The 25,377-nt window shown below is 40.7% G+C and carries 25 protein-coding genes and 1 riboswitch; of the genes, 2 read left to right on the plus strand and 23 right to left on the minus strand.

The features are described 5' to 3' along the window. Positions 1 to 5 precede the first annotated feature (5 nt). From ypeB to NPA43_RS10330, 12 genes are all read right to left on the minus strand, one after another. Positions 6 to 1,355, minus strand: coding sequence for a germination protein YpeB (gene ypeB, locus NPA43_RS10275; protein ID WP_099728099.1), 1,350 nt, complete (start codon positions 1,353 to 1,355; stop codon positions 6 to 8). 16 nt (positions 1,356 to 1,371) lie between these two features. After that, positions 1,372 to 2,274 carry a spore cortex-lytic enzyme gene (gene sleB / locus NPA43_RS10280; RefSeq protein ID WP_370461105.1) on the minus strand — a complete coding sequence of 301 codons (903 nt, stop codon included), beginning with the start codon at positions 2,272 to 2,274 and terminating at the stop codon, positions 1,372 to 1,374. Positions 2,275 to 2,425: 151 nt separating this feature from the next. Then, entirely contained in the window at positions 2,426 to 3,082 is a 657-nt protein-coding gene (prsW, locus tag NPA43_RS10285; protein WP_099728101.1) for a glutamic-type intramembrane protease PrsW, read from the minus strand. Positions 3,083 to 3,238: 156 nt separating this feature from the next. Continuing rightward, positions 3,239 to 4,210: a YpdA family putative bacillithiol disulfide reductase gene (locus NPA43_RS10290; RefSeq protein ID WP_099728112.1), complete on the minus strand. Its 972-nt coding sequence runs from the start codon at positions 4,208 to 4,210 to the stop codon at positions 3,239 to 3,241. Between the two features lie 124 nt (positions 4,211 to 4,334). Beyond that, complete coding sequence (locus NPA43_RS10295) at positions 4,335 to 5,609, minus strand: Glu/Leu/Phe/Val family dehydrogenase (protein WP_099728103.1); 1,275 nt, start codon at positions 5,607 to 5,609, stop codon at positions 4,335 to 4,337. Positions 5,610 to 5,805: 196 nt separating this feature from the next. Then, on the minus strand, positions 5,806 to 6,390 hold the full coding sequence (locus NPA43_RS10300; protein ID WP_099728104.1) for a genetic competence negative regulator: 585 nt from the start codon (positions 6,388 to 6,390) through the stop codon (positions 5,806 to 5,808). Between the two features lie 164 nt (positions 6,391 to 6,554). Continuing rightward, positions 6,555 to 7,343 (minus strand): metallophosphoesterase, encoded by a 789-nt coding sequence (locus NPA43_RS10305; RefSeq protein ID WP_230030334.1) that lies wholly within the window; start codon positions 7,341 to 7,343, stop codon positions 6,555 to 6,557. Between the two features lie 85 nt (positions 7,344 to 7,428). Next, the gene (locus tag NPA43_RS10310) at positions 7,429 to 7,881 is read right to left on the minus strand and encodes a DUF2663 family protein (RefSeq protein WP_099728105.1); all 453 of its coding nucleotides are present in this window, start codon (positions 7,879 to 7,881) and stop codon (positions 7,429 to 7,431) included. A 65-nt stretch (positions 7,882 to 7,946) separates the two neighbouring features. Then, positions 7,947 to 8,705, minus strand: coding sequence for a LysM peptidoglycan-binding domain-containing protein (locus NPA43_RS10315; protein WP_256498746.1), 759 nt, complete (start codon positions 8,703 to 8,705; stop codon positions 7,947 to 7,949). Next, the gene (locus NPA43_RS10320) at positions 8,650 to 9,291 is read right to left on the minus strand and encodes a CPBP family intramembrane glutamic endopeptidase (protein WP_230030336.1); all 642 of its coding nucleotides are present in this window, start codon (positions 9,289 to 9,291) and stop codon (positions 8,650 to 8,652) included. The genes NPA43_RS10315 and NPA43_RS10320 overlap by 56 nt, the downstream gene beginning before the upstream one ends. After that, complete coding sequence (locus NPA43_RS10325) at positions 9,288 to 10,796, minus strand: RecQ family ATP-dependent DNA helicase (RefSeq protein WP_256498747.1); 1,509 nt, start codon at positions 10,794 to 10,796, stop codon at positions 9,288 to 9,290. Before NPA43_RS10325 ends, NPA43_RS10320 begins: the two co-directional genes overlap by 4 nt. Continuing rightward, positions 10,789 to 11,841, minus strand: coding sequence for a YpbB family protein (locus NPA43_RS10330; RefSeq protein WP_230030338.1), 1,053 nt, complete (start codon positions 11,839 to 11,841; stop codon positions 10,789 to 10,791). The genes NPA43_RS10325 and NPA43_RS10330 overlap by 8 nt, the downstream gene beginning before the upstream one ends. A 268-nt stretch (positions 11,842 to 12,109) precedes the next feature. Between NPA43_RS10330 and NPA43_RS10335 the strand changes: the two genes are divergently transcribed. Beyond that, positions 12,110 to 12,358, plus strand: coding sequence for a ferredoxin (locus NPA43_RS10335; RefSeq protein WP_003215700.1), 249 nt, complete (start codon positions 12,110 to 12,112; stop codon positions 12,356 to 12,358). A 228-nt stretch (positions 12,359 to 12,586) separates the two neighbouring features. On the opposite strand, the gene NPA43_RS10340 is transcribed toward NPA43_RS10335, so the two are convergent. Further along, positions 12,587 to 13,171: a riboflavin transporter FmnP gene (locus tag NPA43_RS10340; protein WP_230030339.1), complete on the minus strand. Its 585-nt coding sequence runs from the start codon at positions 13,169 to 13,171 to the stop codon at positions 12,587 to 12,589. A gap of 142 nt (positions 13,172 to 13,313) precedes the next feature. Then, positions 13,314 to 13,445, minus strand: a riboswitch (FMN riboswitch). Between the two features lie 287 nt (positions 13,446 to 13,732). Between NPA43_RS10340 and serA the strand changes: the two genes are divergently transcribed. Beyond that, positions 13,733 to 15,307 carry a phosphoglycerate dehydrogenase gene (gene serA, locus NPA43_RS10345; protein WP_099728822.1) on the plus strand — a complete coding sequence of 525 codons (1,575 nt, stop codon included), beginning with the start codon at positions 13,733 to 13,735 and terminating at the stop codon, positions 15,305 to 15,307. Between the two features lie 34 nt (positions 15,308 to 15,341). On the opposite strand, the gene NPA43_RS10350 is transcribed toward serA, so the two are convergent. The 10 genes from NPA43_RS10350 to NPA43_RS10395 all read right to left on the minus strand — a co-directional run bounded on the left by NPA43_RS10350 (position 15,342) and on the right by NPA43_RS10395 (position 25,376). Further along, positions 15,342 to 15,989, minus strand: coding sequence for a M23 family metallopeptidase (locus NPA43_RS10350; protein ID WP_230030340.1), 648 nt, complete (start codon positions 15,987 to 15,989; stop codon positions 15,342 to 15,344). Between the two features lie 100 nt (positions 15,990 to 16,089). Continuing rightward, complete coding sequence (locus NPA43_RS10355) at positions 16,090 to 17,196, minus strand: sigma X negative regulator (RefSeq protein ID WP_256498748.1); 1,107 nt, start codon at positions 17,194 to 17,196, stop codon at positions 16,090 to 16,092. Then, positions 17,108 to 17,716, minus strand: a complete 609-nt coding sequence (gene sigX, locus NPA43_RS10360) for an RNA polymerase sigma factor SigX (protein ID WP_099728825.1) — start codon at positions 17,714 to 17,716, stop codon at positions 17,108 to 17,110. Before sigX ends, NPA43_RS10355 begins: the two co-directional genes overlap by 89 nt. Before the next feature lie 202 nt (positions 17,717 to 17,918). Next, on the minus strand, positions 17,919 to 19,700 hold the full coding sequence (locus NPA43_RS10365) for an ATP-binding protein (protein WP_099728826.1): 1,782 nt from the start codon (positions 19,698 to 19,700) through the stop codon (positions 17,919 to 17,921). Beyond that, positions 19,697 to 20,419, minus strand: coding sequence for a response regulator transcription factor (locus NPA43_RS10370; protein ID WP_003215596.1), 723 nt, complete (start codon positions 20,417 to 20,419; stop codon positions 19,697 to 19,699). Before NPA43_RS10370 ends, NPA43_RS10365 begins: the two co-directional genes overlap by 4 nt. Positions 20,420 to 20,505: 86 nt before the next feature. Next, the gene (gene ccsB, locus NPA43_RS10375) at positions 20,506 to 21,684 is read right to left on the minus strand and encodes a c-type cytochrome biogenesis protein CcsB (RefSeq protein WP_256498749.1); all 1,179 of its coding nucleotides are present in this window, start codon (positions 21,682 to 21,684) and stop codon (positions 20,506 to 20,508) included. Further along, complete coding sequence (resB, locus tag NPA43_RS10380) at positions 21,668 to 23,347, minus strand: cytochrome c biogenesis protein ResB (RefSeq protein ID WP_256498750.1); 1,680 nt, start codon at positions 23,345 to 23,347, stop codon at positions 21,668 to 21,670. The genes ccsB and resB overlap by 17 nt, the downstream gene beginning before the upstream one ends. Position 23,348: 1 nt before the next feature. Next, the gene (gene resA / locus NPA43_RS10385; RefSeq protein WP_099728829.1) at positions 23,349 to 23,879 is read right to left on the minus strand and encodes a thiol-disulfide oxidoreductase ResA; all 531 of its coding nucleotides are present in this window, start codon (positions 23,877 to 23,879) and stop codon (positions 23,349 to 23,351) included. A gap of 90 nt (positions 23,880 to 23,969) precedes the next feature. Beyond that, the gene (rluB, locus tag NPA43_RS10390) at positions 23,970 to 24,704 is read right to left on the minus strand and encodes a 23S rRNA pseudouridine(2605) synthase RluB (protein ID WP_034318807.1); all 735 of its coding nucleotides are present in this window, start codon (positions 24,702 to 24,704) and stop codon (positions 23,970 to 23,972) included. A 135-nt stretch (positions 24,705 to 24,839) separates the two neighbouring features. Further along, positions 24,840 to 25,376, minus strand: a complete 537-nt coding sequence (locus tag NPA43_RS10395; protein WP_099726779.1) for a spore maturation protein — start codon at positions 25,374 to 25,376, stop codon at positions 24,840 to 24,842. Position 25,377 lies beyond the last annotated feature (1 nt).

The following is a 25,377-nucleotide window of genomic DNA, read 5'->3' on the forward strand; positions in this document are numbered from 1 at the left end:
TTTTTCTATAGGTCTTTGTATATAGGTTCTGCGTTTTTCAGCTTATCTACTCTTTCTTCTTTTCCAGTATCTGCATTGATGAACATCCGGTACGTATCATTTTTAATTGTTCCAAGAAACTCATAGCAGAGAACTTCCTCTGACATATCATTTTGAACAATAGCTAAATGAGTATCTTCAATCTTTACGTGCTTATTCAACGTTTTCTCTGCTTCTTTTTGCGAGATTTTAGGTGCTTTGATGTCACGTTTTTTATGATTCAATAAGTAGTCTTTCGCTGAGAATCCAACGACCTCTCCGTCATCTAAAGCGACTTTCATGCGAATGCTATCCGGATAAAGCAGCACATTTTTTTGGAGGGGTACATAGGTAAATACGCCGATATTATCAAATTGCGCACTTTCATCTAAATGGAACGACTCTGTATCAAATCCATGCTTTTTTAAGAAACTTAACGCTTTTTCAGATGCTCCATTTAAACTGATTTTCTGTTTTTTGACGTCTCGATTTTGAAGAAGGTAGACTGGGTGGCCTCCTTTTTCAGTCAAATCTAAATAAAAATTCGCTTTGCTATCTGGATCTGACATCGATAAGCTGTACACATCTCGATTTGTTTTGCTTCCGCTTTTTCTCACCTTAAAATCTTGATTATGGTCAGGCGCGAATTGCTGTGCAATGCGGATCGCTTCTTTTTTTGAAATCTTTTGGCCTTTTAAATGACTGTAGCCTCGTGATTCTGATTCTGCTGACACATTTGTAGGACCGAGATCGACATTCGCAAATGCATCAGCATTTTTCTCGACTGTTTTCAAACCGTCGATAATGGTGTTGTCGTTCTTTTTATCGCCGTCCGCCAGCGCCATTTCAACATCCATCCATTTTAAATTTTTGTTGAGTACGAGATGCTGCACTTGTCTAAGCTCGTTTTGGATATCTGCCGCTTGATCATATAAAGCAGTAATGGTTTTATGCGTATCTTTGTTTAATGGTTCATCTGATAAAGATTTAACTGATGATTTGTAGCTAAAGTCTCCGACATTCGCTAGAAATTCTTCCGTTTTGTTAAAGGGCATCAATGTGAGCGGAAGCTGACTGACATTGTTATGCGCCTCTGATGACATTCTCCATACATCTGCAAGTGCTGGTGAGATCGATGTTTGGCTGTTCATCGCAAGTGTTGCTCCGAGTTTGTCGTGCAGCTGATCGACTTGGTATGTTAAGTCGTGGAAGGCTCTTTGGTAGTTGTTCTCTGCATGAAGCAGCACCGCGTCTTTTTCTTGATGCTCTTTATAGCCCCAGTAACCTGTTGAGATAACAGCAATTCCTAAAATAGCAATCAATATTCCTCTGATCATTTATTTACACCTCTTTTTATTCACAGAAAATATGTTTCCCGATTCGTTTAATTTGTGGCCTTCCCCAAATCCATGGACTTGTTGCTGTATCAGGATTAAAGTAATAGACGGCGCTTTCAGATGGATCCCAGCCATTAATTGCATCAAACACTGCCTTTTTTGCGGTTTCATTTGGTGCCATATAAAATTGTCCATCTGCTACCGCTGTAAACGCAAGCGGCTCAAAAATGACACCAGCAATGGTATTTGGAAAGGTTGAACTGTTCAAACGGTTTAAAATGACGGCAGCAATGGCCACCTGTCCTTCATAAGGTTCACCTCTTGCTTCACTATATACCGCTTGTGAAAGAAGCTGAATGTCATTGCTAGAGAAACCACCTGGCATGTTGGCAGCCGTTTGCTTCGGCGTTTGATTTGCTTGCTGATTGCCTGACTGGTTTCCAGACTTCCCAGATGACCCGCTTCCTCCGCTTTGACTTTTTTGCTTCTCTTTTGCACCTTGAGCTGTCTTTTTTTGTGAGCTTCTTTGCCCAGGAGCCTTTGTTTGCTGATCAAGAGGCTTCCCGCCATAATGGGTAAACTGATTCCCTTTTTGCAGCTGCTGCTGCACAAACTCTTTATAGTATTTCGTCTTTTGAACTAATAGGCTTTTTGTTTTAGCACCTACGAGTCCATCGACATTCTTTACACCAAATTTGCTTTGAAAGTTGCGAACGGCCCAGTACGTGCCCCAGCCGTACACGCCATCAATTTTGCCATTGTAAAAACCATTGTATTGGAGCCTTGCTTGCAGCTCGACTACATCTTCTCCTGTTGCTCCTCTCTGAATGACTTGATTGGTGAAAGCTTCACTTTTTTCAGCTGTCAAAAGTGAAGACGCGAGTAGAACGATTGAGAAGATAAGGACGATTTGTTTCATGAAACGAGCTTTGTCCATATTTGATCCTCCTGTACTTTTGATGTTTGAATATATGTTTCTTCCGATCCCTATTTTTATACATTCATCACAGGAGGGAATTGGATGGAAAAGACAAAAAAACGCCCTGTGAACTTACAGGACGCTTTCCAAATTAAATTTGCACCATTTTCACCGCACGAGCTTTTTTTGCTTTCCGCAGACCGAACCACCATAAAAAAATCATGAACGGCATCATAATATATCCCCAATTTTTCATCCCAAGAAGAATGAAATCATATAAGCCGTGAAAAAGCACAGGGAGTGTTAAAGAAAGGATCAGCCATTTGCGCTGCTCTTTTTTATCAGAGAAACGGGCTTTGCCGATATAAAATCCCATCACAACGCCAAATAAAGCGTGACTTGATACGGGTAATAAGGCGCGTGTAAACGCATATTCCACCCCATGACCGACTAAGTAAAGAATATTTTCAAGTGTCGCAAAACCGAGAGAGACACTTATTCCATACACAATCCCATCATAGTGTTCATCAAACTGGGCATGCGCATAGACGCTGACCATTAAAATAAACCATTTTAATGATTCCTCTAAAAAGCCCGACGTCACAAATGAAATCAAGATAGGGTTCGTTGCGATATTTTCTTCTTGAAGGACATATTGAATAAACATGGTTGGAAACACAAGTATGACACCTAGCATAAAAGATCTGATGACCATATGAACCGGCTCATTGTCGTACTGATCTTTCAAATAAAAATAACTTAAAAGTGCGATGCCGGGAGCTAAACCTGCTGAGATGATTGCGATCATAATCAGACCTCTTTCCCTACATTATCCTTCATTATCGTACCATGATTTACCCCTTTTTTATATGACTCGAGCCCATTTTTCTTAAAATAACTTTCTATATAATCCCATTTTATATAAAAAAAGAACTGAATCCCTTTGAAGGATCCAGTTCTTTTTTTAGCTGTTGATTCTTTTGTTGATAACTTCTGCAATCAGACCTCCATGAAATCTTCCATTTTCAATGAAAATTTCATTGGCGTTGTTTCCAGCTGCAATGACTCCTGCAATGAAAATGCCTTCTACATTTGTTTCCATTGTCTGTTCATCAAAGGCTGGGCGGCCTGATTCTTGATCAATCATTACACCCATTTTTTCTAAGAAAGAATGATCAGGGTGATAGCCTGTCATCGCAAACACATAATCACTTTTCACTCGATCTGTTTGGTCTTGCTGGTTTGTAAAGACAACCTCTTCTTCTGTGATTTCTTTCACCTGCGCACCGAACTCCATTCGAATGGTTCCATTACGGACAAGGGCTTCAAACTCTGGTAAAATCCAAGGTTTGATGCTGGACGAATATTCAGTTCCTCTATATAACACAGTGACTCTGCTTCCGCATTTCACTAGTTCTAGCGCGGCATCGACACTGGAGTTTTTCCCCCCGATGACCGTCACATCTTTATCAAAGTATGGGTGCCCTTCTTTAAAATAATGATACACGTGAGGCAGGTCTTCCCCTTTGACATTCATATAGTTTGGATGATCATAGTAGCCAGTGGCAATCACGACGTAGTCACATGAATAGACGTCTTTTGATGTGTTGACGGTAAAACGCCCATCTTTTTTCGTCACAGCGTTTACTTTTTCAAAAGCATGAACACGCAGGCTTTTTCTTCTGACCACCTCTCGGTAATAGGAAAGAGCCTGAATACGAACTGGCTTCCGGTTTTCAGTAATAAAAGCGACATCACCGATCTCAAGCTTTTCACTTGTACTGAAAAAGGTTTGATGTGTTGGATAATGATAAATACTGTTAACCACATTACCCTTTTCAATCACAAGTGCATCGATACCGATTTGCTTGAATGCGATGGCAGCTGATAATCCACATGGGCCGCCTCCTATTATGATCGCTTTTTCTTGTTTCATTTGTTCCACTCCTGTCGTTTCACTGCAATAACAATTGCTGGGCTGTTTGATTCTTTGTTCCATTACATAAAAAAATCTCCTATATTAGGATAGGAGATTTTTGGACGCGATGCAAATAAGCCGCTTAAATCCAGCCTCTGAATCGAGAAGCTTCAGCCATTTTACGTACGCCGACCATATATGCAGCAAGACGCATATCGATGCGGCGGTTTTGCGCCATTTCATAAATATTATTAAATGATTTCACCATCATATTTTCTAAACGAGTTTCCACTTCTTCTTCTGTCCAGTAGAACCCTTGGTTATTCTGAACCCATTCAAAGTAAGAAACAGTGACACCACCCGCACTCGCAAGTACGTCTGGGACAAGTAGTACACCACGATCTGAAAGAATTTTTGTTCCTTCTAGTGTCGTCGGACCATTTGCTGCTTCTACGACAATTTTGGCTTTAATGTTTGCCGCATTATCTTCTGTAATTTGATTTTCAATGGCTGCAGGTACTAAGATATCACAATCCAGCTCAAGCAGCTCTTTGTTTGTAATTGTATCGTTAAATAATTTAGTGACGGTTCCAAAGCTGTCACGCCGGTCAAGCAAGTAGTCAATGTCTAGACCATCTTCATCGTATAATCCGCCGTAAGCATCTGAAATCCCTACGATTTTTGCTCCAGCATCATACATGAATTTAGCCAAGTAACTTCCTGCATTTCCGAATCCCTGTACAACAACACGAGCCCCTTTGATGTCAATCCCTTTTTTCTTCGCCGCTTCTTTGATGCAGATCGTCACACCTTTTGCTGTTGCGGTGTCACGTCCGTGTGACCCTCCAAGAACAATCGGTTTTCCTGTAATAAATCCTGGCGAGTTAAATTCATCAATTCTAGAATATTCATCCATCATCCATGCCATAATTTGAGAGTTTGTAAATACATCTGGTGCTGGAACATCTTTTGTTGGTCCCACGATTTGACTAATTGCGCGCACATAGCCGCGGCTTAGTTTTTCGAGCTCTCTGAATGACATTTCTCTTGGATCACAGATAATACCGCCTTTTCCTCCGCCATAAGGAAGATCCACAATACCACATTTTAAACTCATCCAAATTGAAAGCGCTTTTACTTCTTTTTCAGTTACGTTCGGGTGGAATCGAATTCCGCCTTTTGTCGGACCGACAGCATCATTGTGCTGCGCGCGGTAACCAGTGAAAATTTTCACCGATCCATCATCCATACGTACTGGAATTTTGACCGTTAATAGACGAATTGGTTCCTTCAGCAATTCATATACTTCTTGCGGATATCCCAATTTGTCAAGCGCTTTATGTATGACGGTTTGAGTTGACTTTAAAACATCTAGCTTATCTTCTGCGTTATGAGCGGCGTTTTGATCGGCTGCCATTAAAATAAACCCCCTAGAAATCTTTCATGATCTACTGCTCCCTTTCAAGCAATAGTATACACCTTCGTACTGGTAAAGCAAAGGTAAAAAACGTTTTTTATCAAAATAAAATATCAGCGTTTATAAATATAAAAAAGGATATAAAAAAATACTGTTGTTTCATCACAACAGTATTAAATATAATAGAAAAAAATGATTAAAAATACATCTGAATCGTTTTCACTGCATCTTCTTGCATAATCACTTTTCCATACTCTTTTAGCCGGTGAATGGTTAATGTCGTAGGAGAACCAAATTCCGCTAAAATGGAAATAACAGTATCAGCAGACAGTTCTTCATCAACATCATCTAGGCTGAGAAAATATTGACCTTCATAATGGTAAACTGTACCCCCTAAAAGTCCAATACGACTTAAACTATGGGACAGTTGAATCACATCTTCAAACGAGGCAAATTGATAGAGCACATGCTTGCTCTCGTCGAGCTTGACCTGCATCTCAATGTAATCTTCATCAAACTCATCATCAGCATCATCTTCCTGCTGACTCTTTGTGACAATGACGACCATCCCCTGCGCCTGAAGAGAAAATACTTCAACAGCAATCGGTCCATTCGCTTCAAAACCGAGCTCCTGATTCGCTTCGTTCATCATGTCTTTAAACAGCTGATGAACTTTGAACGAATCTTTCCAAAGGTCTTCTTTCGTAAGACCTCGGTCTGTCAGGTCATCTAGTGTGAGAAAAATTTTGATTTTATTATAATTCAGACGCTCCAGTCGCATAACGTTCCCTCCTGCCTCTTCTAACACACATCATACTGTAGTATATGAGATGATGAGTCATAGGTTCTTAATTTTGTATTCAGTTTACACTGTGTCAAGACGGAAGACAAGCACGAAGCAATGCTCACGGTGACTTTTATGGAAAATATTGAGGGTGCATCAAGTTAACGTGTTTTTAGAGGCATTAAATAGATCAGATGGGTTTCTGGTTCTGCCCCAAGACGCATTGGAATCTTTGTTGTTCCATAGCCATTACTAATCAGAAAAAAAGCGCCTTTGACTTGGCCTGTTCTCCCTTTTTCATACGGGCCAAATTTCCCGATGCGGATCTGTCCTCCGTGGGTATGACCACTCAGGACAAGATCGATTCCCTCTTCCTCACTCATCATGTGATGCACATCTGGATTGTGTGATAAGAGGATATTCACTTCATCTTTAACAAACTCCGGCCGTATCGCTTCATAATCTGCTTTTTCAAGCCGAATATCGTCGATTCCTCCAATTTTAATGGGCTGGCCTTCAAAATCCCACACAGCCATTTCATTTTGCAATGTGGTGACATCATAAGCATGAAGAATCTCTTTAAACTTTTGCTGATGCAGCTCATGGTCATTATTTCCCCAAACAAAATAAACCGGAGCAATTCTTGATAAACATTTCACATTCTCTTCAATCCTGGCATAGGGTACACCTTTTTCTGCTAAGTCCCCGCCTATCATAATCACATCTGGCTTTTCCTGCCTTACTTCTGCTAATAATGTGTCACTAATGAGGCGTCGATGCGTATCAGAAATAAAGAAAATGACTGCGGGTCTATCTGATTGAAGTGCTTCTATTGTAAAGTAATGCTTTTTGATGTTGTTTTGTTTTGCCGTTTTCACCATTTTTGCCGTTACACACACACCTGTTGTAACAGCCGCAATGGCGGCAGTAAATCCGATGGCATATTTCATCATAAATGGCTCCCTTATATATCTTTCTTTCATAAGACGCTTGAATGAAAAAAGACGTTTCAACTGTTAAACGTCTTTGCCTCATTTATTTACTTTCATAATAGAGATTAATGTCATATTGCTTCTGCATGTAGTGAAAAACCGTCTCACGCTCTTCCCACTGATTTGATTGAGGCCATAAATCTGTGCTTTTTTGTATAATTTCACATCTGAGCTTATGATATTCATCCTCAGCCTTTTCTTCTTTTTTCTTATAATAATACGATGCGTAAAAAGCAAACACTTCTGCCATGATCCAAAACAGAAACACCTCATGACCAAGCAGTGTTGCAATCATAGCTTCTGGCTGCAGCGAGCCTCCCGTTTTGGCTGTTATGACAAAATAAAACAAAAGAATGGCTAGAGATAGAAGGGCTGTCCACTGCCATCTTTTGCTCTGCTTTGCAAAACCCTCGTATTTGCGCTTTCTTTTGATCAATGTTTCAATCATTTTCTGTGTCGGCTGATCCATATAGCGGCTGATTGCGTGCAATGTCATCACATACACCCTGTCCCTTTTTTCTACATATGTATGTGCTTTTCAATTGATTCATGTCAATTAATTTAGTTTTCTAATGGGATATTCAGCACTTGTCCGCTGTACACACTATTTCCTTTTAAATGATTATACGCTTTGATCTTCTCTTCACCCGAACGATTTTGGTAATATTTCATGGAGATTCGATACAGGTTTTCCTCTGGTCCAACGGTATGCTGTATGACACGGACTGGTTTCTTTTCCTGCTTCTTTTTCTCTTCAGCTTCTTTTCGTTTTTTCTCTTCCTGCTGTTTTTGCAAAGCTATCTGCTGCTGTTCACGCTTTTTTGCAGCTGCTGCTTTTTCACGCTCTGCCTTCTCTTTAGCGGCTTGCTCTTTTTTCTTTTGTTCAGCCTTTTCTTTCGATCTCTGCTTTTCTTTTTCTGCCTCTTTCTTTTTCTTCTCTTCAGCAGACGCATCAGCTTTATCAGCGCTTGAGTCATTTTTCGTTTCGACAAGTGCTGACGGGACTGGGTCTGTGTCAGCACTTGATGTTTTATCAATATATACGTCTTGATTATTGTTATGTTTGATTTCCTCTGATGTGTAGTAAATCAAAAGGAAGAATACACCGATGACGATAATAGGAAAGATAATAGCCAATGTCGTAAACAATGGATTGCGCACCTTTTTCGTGCGCTGCTTTTTATATTCATGAAAATCTTCCCGTGTAGGAAAGTGAGAGTCATCTGAAGGATGTACTTCTTCTTCAAGGTTTTCCTCTACATCGTCATGGATGTTTGTCAGCTGCTGTTTTTTTCTCTTCATTCTCGACATTTCTTCCATGTTCATCCCTCCCCCTATATTTCAAACGAATCTGACATGCAAAAACGAAGTCAATGACAAAATGGGTCATGACCGGAACAAATAAATTCCCAGTCCACTCGTATAAAAGTCCTAAAAAAATACTAATGGAAACCACAAGGATAAACAAGAGTATTTTTGATAAATAGCGAAAGTGAAGAAGCGCAAACACAATGCTGGCGATCTCAAGTCCAAATTGCTGTTGAACGATCCCTCGGAATAAAATCTCCTCAGAAAAGGCAATGAACAGTGTTAACCAAACAATATGCGGGATGCTGCGATTTTTGAACATTTTTTCATTTAAGCCGCCATCATCATACATATGAGCGGGAAACACCTTCATGACAATTGCATCCACCATCATCACAAGCAAAGCGCCGCCGATTCCATAAGTCAGTATCCGCATATCATGGATCTGCCAAAGTGCAGTAAAATCAGTCCAATGATCGAACATAAAAATACCTAGCAAAAAAGAAACGATAAGCATGAGCAGCTGCGTGAAATACAGCTGTTCTACTACTTGTCGATCGGTTAATTTTTCAATGATTCGGCGGTGTTGTTCAATCAATGCTGCGCCTCTTTTGTCAGATGAAACATACGCTCCAGCACGGTCTTCCAGTGTTTCATTTCATTCAGCTCCAATTGTCGATCTTTTTTTTCATAATCAGATAGGTCAAGTCCGCAAGAAGAGCAGCAGTTTGCAGAGGAAGAGCCATCCGTTTGATCAAGCTGTTCGTAAAAGTATGATAACAGAGATTGTCTAAAGCAGCCTTGATGAGTGATTCGCTCTTTAAATTGCCACACTTTTCTTAGCTTTTCTGTTTGCCTGTCCTGCAGTTTTTCTTTCAGATTTTTGATGAGCACGCGAGACTGTTCGGATTGGTACATGATGTAATAATGCGTCAGCATCCTCGCACGCGTTTCCTGAAGCCCTGCTTCCATCAATCGTTCACGTAATTTCTTTTCGTCATTTGTCGGCATTTGTGTTAATTGGGCTAAGAAAAAATCAATTTCTGGATCATCAAAGCCTTCTGCTTGAATCAAATGACTTTGAATATCCGCATCCTCTTCTGTATATAAAAGAACGCTCACACTGTTTTTCCCATCTCGTCCCGCTCTTCCAATTTCCTGCATAAATGCTTCAATTGATTGCGGGGGGCTCATATGAATCACAAATCGTATATCTGCTTTATCAATTCCCATCCCAAAAGCACTTGTACAGCAAATGAGATCAATTTGGCCGCTGATAAATTGCTGTTGAATGAGCATGCGGTCTCCTGCATCCATTCCGCCGTGATAAAATTCTACACGGTGATGGGTTTTTTGTTTGATGAAGAGTGAAATATCTTCTGTCATTTGCCGGGTCGGGCAATAAATCAGGCCAGGCCCTTGCAGGGTTTCCACAAGCTCAATGGCTCGTTTCTCTTTCGCTTCTTTTGTTTCATGCGCTTCTTTGACTAATGCAATGTTAGACCGGTTCACGGAATGAATATGAAAATCCGGATGCTGCAGGCGCAAAGTTTGCACTGTATCCTTTAGCGTTTGCTTAGTAGCTGTTGCCGTCAGTGCTAAAGCCGGGGGATGACCTAACGCTTCTCTCCATTCTCCCAGCTTGGAGTATTCAGGACGAAAATCATGCCCCCATTCTGATATACAATGGGCTTCATCGACGACAAAAAGACCAATATGCATCGACTGGAGCTGCTCTAACAGCACCTCTGACATTAATGCCTCAGGAGCGACAAATAAAAATTTATATGATGGCAAATGCCGAATAATATGACGTCTCTCCTGAAAAGACAGTGTGCTGTTAAGCGCCGCCACTCGTTTTTCCCCGCGCATTTTCATTCGTTCTACTTGATCCTCCATGAGCGATAAAAGCGGCGAAATTATGAGAACTAACCCCTCTGTCATATAGCCGGGAATTTGATAACAAAGTGACTTTCCTCCGCCAGTAGGCAGCATAGCAACCGTATCTTTTTGATTCAGTACACTTTGAATAATGTCCTCTTGACCCGCTTTAAATGAGTCGTAACCAAAGTATCGCATGAGCGTCTGATGAAGCTTATCCATTTGCTTTCACCATCCTTGTCAGTGCCAATCGTATTTGAAAATAAGTAAATGGATGCTCGAGGTTTTCTTTAATCAGCTTCATTTTGTTTGTTTGAAGCTGGCTGGCTACATCATGGATTGCCTGCTGCTCTTCGGGGCTCACATACGGTTCTATTAAGAAGCTCGGCTCATGTATGGACAGCTCCACAATATGGTCCTCGATCGTTGCCTTTTTTAATGAACGAATGTGGGCAATTTGATCAATGCTAAACCCTTTTTGTACAAGCTCAAGCGTTTTGTGGGTAGAGGTTGTTAACACGCGTTTGAATTCAAGGTCACCAACGATCAGCTGCATGATCGGCGCCTCACCTTTTTGTGCAGAATGAATAAAATAATGGAGCACATTCCAAAAAAGCAGGTACACATACCACACATCTTCTTTCACCCACTCAGCCATTTGCTGATACGTACGCCCGATTCTTTCATTTGAGGTCAATGAATAAACAAAGATCAGTGCTTCTCGATCACTTAAACGAGCAAGGAGTTTTTCAAGTTCATGATGCAGATCTTCAGAAAACTTTTTCTTATGGTGATGCTGCTTTAAGAAAGATTTCGTCCAGCTTTGAACCGATACATCTCTTTGAATTGGCACATATTGATGTGACCCTGCCGTATAATGAGAAAGCACTTGTATAAGTAAAGACAGCCTCATCCATAGCATCTTTGCTTTATCATGATACTGGGCACCATGAAAATAAGCGGGCAGCGGTTTTTCAGAAAAATACTGTTTTAGCATATGCTCTCCTGTATCCGTGACGCTGAATGTATCCCCTGTTTTTCTAATGAAGTGTTCCTCTTCAAGCTTTCGAACAGAGCGATTCAGCTGATCCCGCGTAAAACCTGGATAACACCCAAAATAGCTAGAAAGTTGAAACAAACTCGCATCCTGTATCGTTTGTGATGATTTTTTTCCTTTAAAAAGATGGTAGACAGCGCTAATGGAGCGTTCGCCGTTCAATTTATGTACACTGTCCATTAACATGACATCCAAGTAATGAATCGTCATTCATCAAAGCACCTGTCTTCCTGACAAAATTCGAATATTTTCTCCCTTTATTTTAACAGATTTCATAGAAGAAGAAATGTTTAAACTCAATTTATGGGGGAAAGTTATGAACAAACCCTTATGTGATAAGTATTCTCAATCACTTTACAGTTGAAATGTGAATTTAAAATCATTACAATAAGGTTTGAGGAAATTGGTTTTTTATCGGTGAAACTAAAAAGGTTAAACCATTTGTTCCATCGAACAATCTGGGAGGTATTTTTTTAACATGGCAAAATATACAATTGTAGACAAAGACACATGTATTGCTTGCGGCGCATGCGGTGCAGCTGCTCCAGACATTTATGATTATGATGATGAAGGCATTGCATTTGTTACGCTTGATGACAACCAAGGGACTGTAGAAGTTCCTGAAGTACTTGAAGAAGATATGCTTGATGCATTTGAAGGATGTCCAACTGATTCAATCAAAGTTGCGGACGAATCTTTCGAGGGTGACCCACTTAAGCATGAATAGTATAAAAGCCCCTTATGCAGGGGCTTTCAGCGTGTAGACAAACCCTCGCATTCTTTGTCAGGTCTGCGCTCCGGTGCTCACGAATGTCAAATTCGCTCCGCTCCGGTGCTCGTCCTTCCTAGACTTCAAAGGTTTTCTGAGCTGAAAAGAAGACAAAGGGCTAAAATAAAGATCATTTTAGCCCTTTGTCAACAATCTGAAAGCCCCTTATACAGGGGCTTTTTTATATTAACTATTTTGAAGTCGGCGTTTATTTTCAAACCATGGACGCATTTTTACAAAAATAAAACTAAATACGATAGTAATGATGATCCCTTTAATAAAGTTAAAAGGTAAGATTCCTGCTGTAATGGTTGTCTTGAGCGCATGATCTGACAGTTCAGGCGCATTTAAAAACCATGTATACGCGGGAAGGAACAAGAAGTAATTTAAAATGCTCATCATCACAGTCATAAGCAACGTTCCCATAATCATAGACCACGCCATCCCTTTTGCTGATTTAATTTTTTTAAACATAAAGGCGACTGGCAAGATAAATAGTGTGCCTGCGATAAAGTTGGCGACTTGCCCAACAGGAACGCCAGACATACTGCCTTGGATGAGGTAATGCAGCACATTTTTTAATGCCTCAACGGCAATCCCTGCACCCGGTCCATAAATTAATATCGCAATAATCGCTGGAATATCGCTGAAATCAATTTTTAAATACGCTGGAAGCCCTGGAAAAGGGAAATCCAATAAAATTAAAACAAACGAAATACTACTGAGCATACTTGTGACTACTAAACGTTTTACTCTACTTTGATTCAACATTCTCTCTCCTTTTCGATCAAATCTTTCGAAAAGAGGATTGTTCAATTTTCAGCCACAAAAAAACCGCTCTTGAAAACAGGAGCGGGGAATTTAGGCTAGACAAATAAACGTGTAAACAACGATGTTTTCAACGTTTATGAACCTCCATCTTCTCCCATCCAGACTATACTGTCGGCTTCGGAATCACACCGAATCCTGCCAAAAAAGGCTCGCGGGCTTAGAGACTATGCTCATCACCGCCGGTAGGGAATTGCACCCTGCCCCGAAGATTGATCATTATTCAATTCGACATCATTATATATGATATATGAGCATTTGTACAGATAAAAATCCTGAGCAATTTCATCAGTTTTAAAAAATCGTAAAAAACGTAAAAATTATAATGACAAATGCGTAAAAATTGGTTATCTTTTGTTTAAAGGTGTCCATTCTTTATAAAGATACTAAGAAATGTTCGTGTTTTCTTTTTCGCTTTACTGCTTTAATTTGATTGACACAGTGAAAAGGAATATGGTAAATTATCAGATATTTATGACGTTTATTTTAGGAGGAAATCTTACGATGTTTCGAGTATTAGTCTCAGATAAGATGAGCAATGATGGTCTTTTACCACTTTTAGAATCAGATTTTGTTGAAATTGTCCAAAAAAATGTAACAGAAGCAGAAGATGAATTACACACGTTTGATGCCTTACTTGTCAGAAGTGCAACAAAAGTCACAAAAGAACTTTATGAAAAAATGACTTCATTAAAAATTGTTGGCCGTGCCGGTGTGGGAGTAGACAATATTGATATTGATGAAGCGACAAAGCATGGCGTCATTGTCATCAATGCACCAAACGGTAATACGATCTCAACAGCAGAGCATACGTTTGCAATGATCTCATCTCTCATGCGTCATATTCCGCAAGCCAATATTTCTGTTAAATCAAAAGAATGGAACAGAGGCGCATATGTCGGTGCTGAGCTTTACGGAAAATCTCTTGGGATTGTTGGCTTAGGTAGAATCGGAAGCGAAATCGCCCAGCGTGCAAGAGCTTTTGGCATGACTGTCAACGTGTTTGACCCATTCCTCACAAAAGAACGTGCAGAGAAAATCGGTGTCAATGCCAAATCACTTGATGAAGTACTCGAAGTATCAGATATTATTACTGTACATACCCCATTAACAAAAGAAACAAGAGGACTCCTCAATAAAGAAACGATTGCAAAAACAAAAAAAGGCGTTCGCCTGATTAACTGTGCACGCGGCGGTATTATTGACGAAAGTGACCTTCTTGAAGCACTTGAAAGCGGCCATGTCGCAGGAGCTGCACTCGATGTATTCGAGGTAGAACCGCCTACCGATAATCCGCTTGTAGATCATCCGCACGTCATTGCAACTCCGCATCTTGGTGCATCTACAAAAGAAGCACAACTAAATGTAGCGGCTCAAGTATCTGAAGAAGTGCTTCAATTTGCAAAAGGACTTCCTGTCATGTCATCTATCAATCTACCAGCGATGACAAAAGACGAGTTCAAAAAGATTCAGCCTTACCATCAATTTGCAGGGAAACTTGGACGTCTTGTCTCTCAATCCATGAGAGAACCTGTCAAAGAAGTGAGCATTTCTTACGAAGGCTCTATCTCAAAACTCGAAACATCCTTTATTACAAAAAGTTTACTGTCTGGCTTTTTAAAAGAGCGCGTCGACTCGACTGTGAATGAAGTAAATGCTGGGATGGTAGCGAAAGAACGCGGCATTAGCTTTAGTGAAAAAATTTCTTCTAGCGAATCTGGTTACGAGAACAGCATTTCAATTGAAGTCAAAGGTGATCTTTCAACCTTTACTTTAAAAGCAACCTATATCCCGCATCTAGGGGAACGCGTTGTCTCTATTAATGGATTTAATATTGATTTTTACCCAGATGGACATCTTGTCTACATTCAGCACACGGATGCACCTGGTGTGATTGGTCAAGTTGGACAGATTTTAGGCGACCATGATGTTAACATTGCGACAATGCAGGTAGGACGTAAAGAAAAAGGCGGCGAAGCCATCATGATGCTTTCCTTTGACAAGCATCTTGAGGATGAAATTGTCCAAACATTAACTGAAGTACAAGATATTCTTTCTGTACGTCTGATCGACCTATAAAAACAATGGTAAACCTCATGCAAAAGCATGAGGTTTATTTTGTTGAAATCATTAAATGGCCACCCGTTCGAATGACATGAGTTGTGAGCTTATTGATCTTTTTCAATTGATCGACGGTCATCTGGTGTGCTTTAGCAATCGACCAGAGGGTATCTCCTTGTTGAATGACATATGTATGTTTTTCATGTCCGTTTACATGAAGGGCTGGCTCTTGGAAACGGTCCCTCGCGATGATTGTGAGCGGATCGACCGCATCCTCTTTGCTCACTGACCAATGGCCGCGGTGCACCTCAAAATGCAAGTGAGTGCCTCTAGAGGCTCCTGTGTTGCCTATGATGCCGATCGGCTGTCCTGCTTGTACACGGTCTCCATTTGTAACATAGCGCTCGTGTAAATGGGCATAGACGGTTTCATACCCATTTGGGTGCCGAATAAACACGACTTCTCCATATGTAGCAGAAACATAAGAACGAGTAACCACCCCTTCGCTTGCAGCAAAAATGGATTCTCCTTCTGGCGCAGCAATGTCTAATCCCTTATGCGAACCACCTCTTGTCCCAAACAAATCGGTAACCTCTCCTTTCACTGGTTCCACCCATTCGGTTGTTTTCTGTGCATGTGCAATTGGTGATAAAATAAGGAGCAAAAAACAGCTGGCGCATATGAAGCAATACCTTCTCATCAGTGACTCCCCTTCTTTGAGGTTCTTTTCATGACAGCTTAGTATACAGCAAGGATGCCCTTTTCTATACATCAAAAAAGAACGCAATATGTTGCGTCCTTTAACGATCTTTTATGACAACTGGATTTGGCAGAGCCGGCACCTCTATTGGTTCTTTTAATTCGTATGGTCCTACTTGATCTGTCCCTGCATTTTGAATCGTGACATCTGTAAAACCAAAATCTTTCGCTGTGAGCAGCAGACCTTCAATAAGTAGAATATGATTAATTGAGTCCGTTAATTGTGCTGATGCTCCAAACGTGATGGTCACATGTTTTCCTTTTGATGTCACTTCTTTAATTGGTTCTTTTTTAATTAATGGATCAAGTCCTGCATCGCTTGCCCGCTTCATGGCCTCTACCGCATCTTCATAAGATGAATAATGAGTTTTTGAGGGTACCAAAAATGTCCCGCTCTTATTCTCTAATACATAATAAGCGTGCTTTGTTTGTTTATCAATTGAAATCGTTCCAATGCTTCCATTTGTTCCTAATTGAAGATGAGAGCCTTTAACTGACTTGACTTGCACTTGGTTATATCGGCTCCATTTCAGTGTTTCTTTTACCATGTCTTTAAACCGGTTGGCTTCTTTTAATGTATCAAGAGACAAATCACTTTTTAGCTGAAAGACCAGCGTATCCCCTTTTTCACTAATATCCACCATATCAATATAAGATTGAAGAGGCTTTGTCATGTCAGGCAGCTGCACCTGTTCATATGTGCTCAGCATTGCCTGCACATGGTCGTGTTCATTCTCTTTTTCTATACTAATCGGGACAACTTGAGAAGTCGATTCATCTATGTATGCAATCGTCATATACTTTTGACTGTCAGCATTCGAAACAACATGTGAGGGCTCATCTGTATGTTTTACCGCCTCTAATGTTGCATTCACCTGCCCTTTGTCAGCACTCGATTCCATCTTCACTCGCTTCATATCGTGAGCAGCCGGCTGAAATAAATGAGGAGAAATCAAAAACGCCATAAATAAAACCACAACGGTAGCCACCGCTGGACCGATCCATTTGACACTTTTCTTTTTCTTCCCGCTTGCCAGCAGCATCTGCTGATAAATCTGCTTAGATGAACGGTTGTCCTCCACCTTTGGAAGCTGACTTAGTAACACCTTGATTCGTTCTTCGCTCCAATCGGACCTGTTCGTTTTCATTCACTAGCTCCTCCTTCAAAAGCTCCATATGTTTTCGGAGCACTTTCAGGCCTCGGTGCTGAGTTGTTTTGACTTTGCTTTCCGAGAACTTTAACGCCTTTGCTGTCTCCAAGATTGAGTAGCCATGGATAAACCTTAAAATGATGACGGCTCTTTGATCAATGGTGCAATGATCAAGTGCGGCATAGATTTCTTTTACATTTTCATCCTGTACAGCCAGTTCATCTGGGAGTAAATCTGGATCTTTCACATCCTGCTTATCCCAATCAAACGTGCCGAGCACCCGTTGTCTAATGGTTTGCTGTTTGCGAAACCAGTCAATCGCCACATGCCTTGCAATTGAAAACAGCCAAGTTTTCTCGCTGCTTCTTCCTTCAAAAGTTTTATATGAGTGAAGTACCCGAATGTAAACCTCCTGAACGAGATCCTCTGCCTGATTTTTATCTTTTACCATATAAAATAAAAACTGGTACAAATCTTGATGGTACGAATCATATATTTTTTGAAAGGTTTCATGCATAGGAAACCCCTCCGTTCACTTATTTTTGTCGAGTGACTCTTACAAAACGTTACATTACAACTTTATGACAAATATATTACAAGTTCAACAATTTGGAAAGGGCTTTTTGTTTAACTTCTCCTTAAAAATATGAAAACAAAAAAAACACTTCGTTTTCTTTCGAAAAGAAGTGTTTCTCATGTAACAAGAATCTTCGTCAAGATTAGACGAGTTCCTGCCTTTTTCTAGGGATATAGAAGGTAAAGTGTGTACCTGTACCGGCTTTGCTGTGTGCATGAATGGAGCCTTGGTGTGCCTCTACAATGTTCTTCACAATCGCAAGACCAAGCCCAGTACCAGAACGTCCTCTTGTTCTTGCTTTATCCGCTTTATAGAACCGTTCGAAAATAAATGGCAGATCCTCTTCTGGAATTCCGCTGCCCGAATCTTTTACATCCATCTTCAGCCCGTTCTCCACCGATTGAACTGAGAAATGAACCTCTCCGCCCTCTGGTGTATGACGTATAGCGTTATCAATGAGATTGGTAAAAACCTGCTCAATCTTATCTGGATCGAATACAAAGTGCGGTTCTTCCACTTGAATCTCATACGTGAGGTTGATTTGTTTTTCTTTCGCAACACCAAGAAACTTACGATAGATTTTCTCAATCAGCTCTTCTGTATCTGTTGATTCAAGATTAAGCGTTATATGACCAGCTTCCATCCGTGCTAGATCTAGAAGGTCATTCACAAGACGCCCCATTCGAAGTGATTCGTCATAGATAATTTGCGCAATTTCTTTCTTTTCCTCTTCTGATCCAGCAATGTCATCTACAATGGCCTCACTATATCCTTGCAGCATAGCAATTGGTGTGCGAAGTTCATGACTAACATTGGCAATGAAGTCTTTTCTCAGCTTATCAAGTCTTCGTTCCTCTGTCATATCGCGAAGTACCGCGACTGCTCCCCTGACATCCTGCTGATTATAAAGCGGAGACATGAGAAGAACCCAAGTACGTCCTTGCAGCGACACTTCGATCATCTGCTCTTTTTCCGTGCTGACGGCTGTATGAAACAGTTCTCGTGCTTCTGGCGGCAGTTCATCTCCATCTTTGATCTTCATATTTTGCTCGTAATACCAAGCCTGCAAGAATCTTTCTGCAGGAGGGTTGGTCATAAGGATCGTTCCATCAATATTGATGGTGATGACGCCATCAGCCATACTGCTTAGAATGTTGGACAAATGTTCTTTTTCTTGATTTAAGGCTGTAATATGAAATTTAAGCTGCTTCCCCATTTGATTAAAGGCGATAGCCAGTTCGCCAATTTCGTCTTGCGTTAAAATAGGGATTTTTGTATCGAATTTCCCTTTCGCTAAATCCTGCGCTCCTTCTCTCATCTTTCTCAGAGGGTAGGTGACACGTGTAGATAAGAAGAAAGCAAATATTGTGGTAAGAACGATCGCAATTCCGGCAGCTAAGAAGATATAACGCGTCGTATGTTTGGTTGTTTGTTCTACAGCGAGGAGTGACTGAGAAAGAAAGACCATGCCTTTTTTTCCGTTTGCCTCAAAAGGAACACCTACTACAATTCGTTCGTCCTTCTGGTTGCCTGTATCAGGTTCTGCACGTTTACTGATTTTTTTTCGGTCTTTGAGTGCCTCGTTCAAATCTTTGTCCGCTTCAATTTGTTCCTTTGTTATCGCAGGAAGCTTTCCGCCTCTTTCAGACGAATACCATTCTAGACCATCTTCTTGAATAATCGCAATACTCGTCAATTTATCAGCAAGCTCTGATGTAATTGACCTTGCAAGAGATTGATCCTCATGTCTTTCTAAGATGACCGCTACTTTGTTTGCCATTTGTGTTAAATCAGACTTTGCTTCTTCCACATGATAATTCTCAATGAATTCTAAAAGAAGCACGGTCAAAATAGATAAAACAATCAGGACGAGGAAGAGAATGGTTAACCATAGCTTTCCTACGACACTTTTCCAAAGCTTCATTCAGCGCCGACCTCAAATTTGTACCCGACACCCCATACAGTTACGATTTTTTTCGCAGCTTCTGGGGACACTTTATTCAGTTTTTCTCGAAGTCGTTTCACGTGGGTATCTACCGTTCTCAGATCACCAAAGAATTCATATTGCCACACTTCTTTTAAAAGCTTCTCCCTGTCATAGACCTTATCTGGGGTTTTCGCGAGGAAGTATAAAAGCTCATATTCCTTCGGCGTGAGGCTTACTTCTTTACCATCAGCTGTCACTCTATGTGCATCGTGGTCAATAGATAAATGTGAAAACACAAGCACATCCTTTGTTGTGGTCCCAGTATTGAGATAAGAAGTTTGAGACGATCTTCTGAGCAATGCCTTCACGCGTAAAACAACTTCACGCGGGCTGAAAGGTTTTACAATGTAGTCATCCGTTCCTGCCTCAAATCCTTGGACACGGTTCGCTTCCTCACCTTTTGCCGTCAGCATAATGATTGGTGTGGCTTTTTTATCTCGAATTTGATTACATACTTCAATCCCATCTGTGCCAGGCATCATTAAATCAAGCAAAATGAGGTCATAATCCGTTTGAAGCCCTTTTTGAATCGCCTCGTCCCCATTTTCCGCTTCATCGATTTCATAATTTTCACGTTCTAAATACATTTTTAAAAGGCGGCGAATTCTTGCCTCATCATCTACGACTAATATTTTCGTTTGAGTTGTGTGTTCCATTAGACAATCCTCCTGCTTTCTCCGTTGTTACATTCATTTTAACAAAAAGCCGAATTGAATCATAAAGGTTGGCCTTTTTCTTGTGATTATGCGTAAGAATGCAGTCCCGCAATCACAAGATTGACAAAGATGAGATTAAACATAATAATGGCAAAACCGATCACGGCAAGCCAAGCGGACTTTTCACCATGCCAGCCTCGCGATAACCGAAGATGGAGATAGGCTGCATAAAAGAGAAACGTAATCAATGCCCATACTTCCTTCGGGTCCCAGCCCCAAAATCTTGTCCACGCAATTTGCGCCCAGATCATCGCAAAGATCAGTCCACCTAACGCAAATACAGGGAAGCCAATGGATACAGCCCTGTACCCAATTTCATCGACTAAATCGAGATTTACCTGTCTCACGAGCGGCTGAAGCAGAGCACTTAGTCGCTTGCGAATGATCAATCTAAGCAGTCCGTAAATGATCAGCCCGACGCCAAATGACCATAACACTGTATTGACCTTTCTGCCTGAAAAAACAGGTGGTAAATCAATGAAAGGCTCCAATCGATCTTGCGTCACAAGTTCCCCTTTATGAGGCCCGACTAAGGCTGGCATCTCATAAACCATGACACTTTCTTCTTTATTTTTATCTACCCAATTAAACTTCGCTTCATATCCTGTCATTCTAAAAACTGAAGTGACAGCGATAAACGAAAGTGTCACCACAATCATAAACATGACAAGCTCTAAACCAAACGTCTTCTTCCCTGGCTTTGCTTGATCGACATGCTTCAAAAGGAAGATGACACCTGCAACAAAACTGATCGCTAAAATGGCTTGCCCAAGTGCTGCTGTTGTCACGTGAATGTATAGCCAATTACTTTGAAGTGAAGGAATCAGCGGCGAAATATCTGATGGAAACATGCTTGCATAGGCAATAATCAATAAGGCTATTGGAAGTGTGAATAACCCAAGTACAGATACTTGATACACAAAATATAAAATGATAAATGCAAGCACCAGCATCATACCAAAAGCCGTTGTGAATTCAAATAAATTACTGACTGGTGCATGACCAGACGCCATCCATCTTGAAATAAAATAACCAAATTGGCTCAAAAAACCGATGATGGTGAGCGTAATGCCGATGAGTGCCGACTTATTCCTGCGCGGTCCATCCTCTTTCTTTTTTCCTTTAATGGCACCGCCAAAAAAAGGAACTGCCGCTAAATAAAATAGAAAAGCTGCAAATAACAGATTTTCACTGACTGCCGCCATCTAATCCTTCCCCCTTGCTTTTGCTGATACTCGTTGTATCAGGCAGTTCTTTTTGATCAACTGGCTGCTTGATGCCACTGCCACTCAGTAACACATTGAGATCGGACTTTAAGCCGAACCAGTTTTTGTTTGTGTGTCCTGCCACAAATACTTTTCCATCCTTTGCCGACAGCCAGATTCTTCTATGCTGCCAGTACATCCCCTGCACGACACCAATCATGAAGATAATCCCGCCTACGATAAGCACCCCGAGAGTTACATCTTTTCTAACCGTCAATCCTGTTACGTTTTTCGTTTCAACACGATCAAACTTCATCTTATATATATTGTTATCAGAACCCTCTACTGTCTCTTGAATGGCCACAAAGCTTTTTTCACCTTTAGGTTTTTCAGGAGAAATCATTTCAAACACGAAAGCAGGATTATTCGGATTCCTTGTTTTCGTACTTGGCGTTCCATCTTCGTCAAAATAAAAATCAGGCAAATAGCTCATCACCTTGACTTTGTAACCGCTACCAAGATCATATTCTGACTTAGGCTCCAGCAGATTAATCTTCACTGTTCCAAAAGATTTTTCTGTATCTTTTCGAATCAGCTGAAAGACCATTTGATCGAGTTCATTTTGTTTAAAATCCACTTGATATAATGAGAAATTGTCAAACTTGAGCGGTTCGTTCACTTTAATATCGTGTTCTGTTACCCGCTTGAGCTTGGGCTTTTCACCAAAAACAACGTCTCCTTCACGTTTGTATAATATGGCATCGGTTTTATAACTTTTCACCACTTGACCGTCGCCAGCTTTTTCAATGGCATTTTCAAACACTTCTTTTTCATTTCCAGATTCATAACGATCAATTGAAAACGCATTATTTTTCAAGAAGTATTGACCATCCGTGCCAGGGATCGGTGCTGTTTCGCCTTCTCTCACCCACAGCGTTTCATCGACATACATGCCTGGGACAAACCGGAGCATCGAGCCAATGAGAAAGATAATTAATCCGATGTGATTGACGTAAGGTCCCCAGCGTGAAAAGCGACCTTTTTCACCTAAAATATGTCCATCTTCTTTTCGCACGCGGTAACGCTTTTGTTTCATCGCTCTAACGATGCCTTCATATGTATGCTGATCTAATGTTTTGTCTGTTTCGCTGAATAGACGCTGCCTTCTCATAAAGCTTTCTTTTTTGACAACACCTTGATTTTTAAGTGCCCGATAAAGAGGAATGACCCGGTCGAGACTGCAAATCACAAGGGAAATTCCAATAGAAGCTACAAGGGCTAAGAACCACCAAGAATTATAAAGATCATGGAATCCAAGTATGTAATATAGCTTGCCAAACGATCCATATTGCTCTTCATAATAGGTGGAAGCTGATGCACCTGGCGGAATAAATCGCTCCTGCGGAAAAATGGTTCCAAGCGAGGAAGCTAACAGTGTGATGACAATCAGCCACACACCTACTTTAACGGAAGAAAAAAAGTTCCACACTTTATCAACAATCGTTTTGTTGTATGTTTGCGAGCGTCTCGCACTGCCGTCATACCTCATATCTAGCAGCTTTGAAGAATTTTTCTCTATTGCCGCAATGGGATTCCCGCATGATTCACATAGAACAGTACCGATTGGATTAATATGTCCACAATCGCACTTTATCTCTTTCATTCTAAGACCCCTTTGGTTTAATCAAATTCATATATTCATAGACATTACGTTCTGTCATGGTTCCCTTTATGACTTTGATTACCTTGCCTTCAGGATTAATTAAAAATGTGGTTGGCAGCGGCGTAATATCATATGCCTCTGTGACTTGACGGTCTTTGTCCATGGCAACCGGAAAATTTACACCATAAGCATCCATAAAATTCTTAACGGCAATATTTGATTCCCCAACATTCACTGCAACAATTTCCACACCGCGATCCTTGAACACTTCATATTGATTCGCCATATAAGGGAATTCTTGTTTACATGGACCGCACCAGGTCCCCCAAAAATTAAGAAAGACGCCTTTGCCTTTTAAGTCCTTTAATTCAATCCGCTCCCCATCCACAGATTGAAGGACAAAGTTAGGTGCAATAGATCCTTCTTTGACTCGATCCTGTTTGGCAAATACTGAGTTATACATTGTATAACATAGTGCAACAAGCATCACGAGGAGAATGCCCGTCCGTATGAAAAATCGTCTTTTCTTCATCTGAAGTACCCCTTCCCCCTAGACATTCAGGTAAATTATAGCATTCTCCTTCTTTTGATGCTTCTTCATTTTTTGAAGTTTATGTGAAAATTAGTTAGCACTTTTCCCGTGATCAGCAATCGCTCTTAGGCGTTTTACTTCATGCGGAGTTAATTCTCTGCGCTCTCCCGGTCTCATGCCTTCAATATGAAGGAATGCATATTGCTCTCTTTTTAGCTTTAAAACGTCATGACCAATCGCTTCAAACATGCGGCGCACCTGTCTGTTTCTACCTTCATGAATGGTTAATTGAACAATAGATGTTTGCTTTCGTTTATCAATAGAAAGCATTTTGGCACGAGCACGTGCTGTCTTTTTATGATCTAGCATGATCCCTTTTTCGAGCTTTCTGAGCAATTCCTTTGAAGGGATGCCTTTTAGCTTCGCTGCATACGTTTTATCAATTTCATATTTCGGGTGCATGAGTGTATGGGCAAATTCGCCATCATTTGTAATCAAAATCAAACCGCTCGTATCATAATCTAAACGGCCGATTGGATAAAGGCGCTGCGGGATATCATCAAAGAAGTCTGTGACGACTTTACGTCCTTTATCATCCTCGGCAGCTGAAATGACGCCGCGCGGTTTATAAAGCATAAAGTAAACCGGTTCTTCTCTTTCTAGCTTTAATCCGTTGACTTCAATTTTATCTGAAGAGCCCACTTTCACTCCAAGCTCTGTCACTGTTTGACCATTAACGGTAACTCGTCCTTCTTTAATTAATTCTTCAGCCTTCCGCCTAGAAGCGACGCCGGCATGTGCAATTACTTTCTGTAAACGTTCCATTTGTCTTTCACCTCATGTACTATCTTACTTGCTTGACTTAAAACAAACAAGCATTCGTCGAAAAATAAGCGTTTCGTCTGTCTAATTTCAGCTAAAAAACTGTTTTCCATCCATTAAATACAAAAAAGCGCCTGATTAGGCGCCGCTAAATAACAAACTGACGATAATAACAGATGCAATGACACCAATGAGATCTGCTAACAGACCTACTTTCAGCGCATCCCCCATTTTTTTAATACCGACTGCTCCAAAATAGACCGTTAAAATGTAAAGAGTGGTGTCTGTTGATCCTTGCATGACAGCTGCGAGCTGGCCAATAAAAGAATCTGGACCATATGTCGCAATTAAGTCTGATGTCATGCCGAGTGCAGCTGTTCCTGATATCGGACGAATAAACGCAAGCGGCACCAACTCTGTAGGAAAGCCAATCGCTGTAAATATGGGTTTTAATAACCCCATGACAAAGTCAAGTGCACCTGACGCACGAAATATCGTTATGGCTACAAGCATACCAACTAAATATGGAATGATTGAAAAGGCAATCTGAATGCCTTCTTTACCGCCTTCCACAAATGTTTCATAAGTCGGTACTTTTTTGATGGTTCCAGCAATCAAAATGCCTGCGATGATCAGTGGAATCAAAGCAAGTGAAAGCCAGTTAATAAATGCCACA

This window comes from Bacillus pumilus (assembly GCF_024498355.1).
Lineage (GTDB): Bacteria > Bacillota > Bacilli > Bacillales > Bacillaceae > Bacillus > Bacillus pumilus_P.

What these genes read in the sequence shown, in the direction of transcription:
- sigX (WP_099728825.1), bottom strand. Translation starts at nt 17,716, where the DNA reads ATGCATGAAACCTTTCAAAAAATATATGATTCGTACCATCAAGATTTG.
- resB (WP_256498750.1), bottom strand. Translation starts at nt 23,347, where the DNA reads ATGAAAGAGATAAAGTGCGATTGTGGACATATTAATCCAATCGGTACT.
- resA (WP_099728829.1), bottom strand. Translation starts at nt 23,879, where the DNA reads ATGAAGAAAAGACGATTTTTCATACGGACGGGCATTCTCCTCGTGATG.
- NPA43_RS10355 (WP_256498748.1), bottom strand. Translation starts at nt 17,196, where the DNA reads ATGAAAACGAACAGGTCCGATTGGAGCGAAGAACGAATCAAGGTGTTA.
- NPA43_RS10300 (WP_099728104.1), bottom strand. Translation starts at nt 6,390, where the DNA reads ATGCGACTGGAGCGTCTGAATTATAATAAAATCAAAATTTTTCTCACA.
- NPA43_RS10350 (WP_230030340.1), bottom strand. Translation starts at nt 15,989, where the DNA reads ATGAGAAGGTATTGCTTCATATGCGCCAGCTGTTTTTTGCTCCTTATT.
- NPA43_RS10290 (WP_099728112.1), bottom strand. Translation starts at nt 4,210, where the DNA reads ATGAAACAAGAAAAAGCGATCATAATAGGAGGCGGCCCATGTGGATTA.
- NPA43_RS10315 (WP_256498746.1), bottom strand. Translation starts at nt 8,705, where the DNA reads ATGGAAGAAATGTCGAGAATGAAGAGAAAAAAACAGCAGCTGACAAAC.
- rluB (WP_034318807.1), bottom strand. Translation starts at nt 24,704, where the DNA reads ATGGAACGTTTACAGAAAGTAATTGCACATGCCGGCGTCGCTTCTAGG.
- sleB (WP_370461105.1), bottom strand. Translation starts at nt 2,274, where the DNA reads ATGAAACAAATCGTCCTTATCTTCTCAATCGTTCTACTCGCGTCTTCA.
- NPA43_RS10325 (WP_256498747.1), bottom strand. Translation starts at nt 10,796, where the DNA reads ATGGATAAGCTTCATCAGACGCTCATGCGATACTTTGGTTACGACTCA.
- ypeB (WP_099728099.1), bottom strand. Translation starts at nt 1,355, where the DNA reads ATGATCAGAGGAATATTGATTGCTATTTTAGGAATTGCTGTTATCTCA.
- NPA43_RS10365 (WP_099728826.1), bottom strand. Translation starts at nt 19,700, where the DNA reads ATGAAGCTTTGGAAAAGTGTCGTAGGAAAGCTATGGTTAACCATTCTC.
- prsW (WP_099728101.1), bottom strand. Translation starts at nt 3,082, where the DNA reads ATGATCGCAATCATCTCAGCAGGTTTAGCTCCCGGCATCGCACTTTTA.
- NPA43_RS10335 (WP_003215700.1), top strand. Translation starts at nt 12,110, where the DNA reads ATGGCAAAATATACAATTGTAGACAAAGACACATGTATTGCTTGCGGC.
- serA (WP_099728822.1), top strand. Translation starts at nt 13,733, where the DNA reads ATGTTTCGAGTATTAGTCTCAGATAAGATGAGCAATGATGGTCTTTTA.
- NPA43_RS10370 (WP_003215596.1), bottom strand. Translation starts at nt 20,419, where the DNA reads ATGGAACACACAACTCAAACGAAAATATTAGTCGTAGATGATGAGGCA.
- ccsB (WP_256498749.1), bottom strand. Translation starts at nt 21,684, where the DNA reads ATGGCGGCAGTCAGTGAAAATCTGTTATTTGCAGCTTTTCTATTTTAT.
- NPA43_RS10330 (WP_230030338.1), bottom strand. Translation starts at nt 11,841, where the DNA reads ATGACGATTCATTACTTGGATGTCATGTTAATGGACAGTGTACATAAA.
- NPA43_RS10305 (WP_230030334.1), bottom strand. Translation starts at nt 7,343, where the DNA reads ATGAAATATGCCATCGGATTTACTGCCGCCATTGCGGCTGTTACAACA.
- NPA43_RS10310 (WP_099728105.1), bottom strand. Translation starts at nt 7,881, where the DNA reads ATGACATTGCACGCAATCAGCCGCTATATGGATCAGCCGACACAGAAA.
- NPA43_RS10340 (WP_230030339.1), bottom strand. Translation starts at nt 13,171, where the DNA reads ATGTTGAATCAAAGTAGAGTAAAACGTTTAGTAGTCACAAGTATGCTC.
- NPA43_RS10295 (WP_099728103.1), bottom strand. Translation starts at nt 5,609, where the DNA reads ATGGCAGCCGATCAAAACGCCGCTCATAACGCAGAAGATAAGCTAGAT.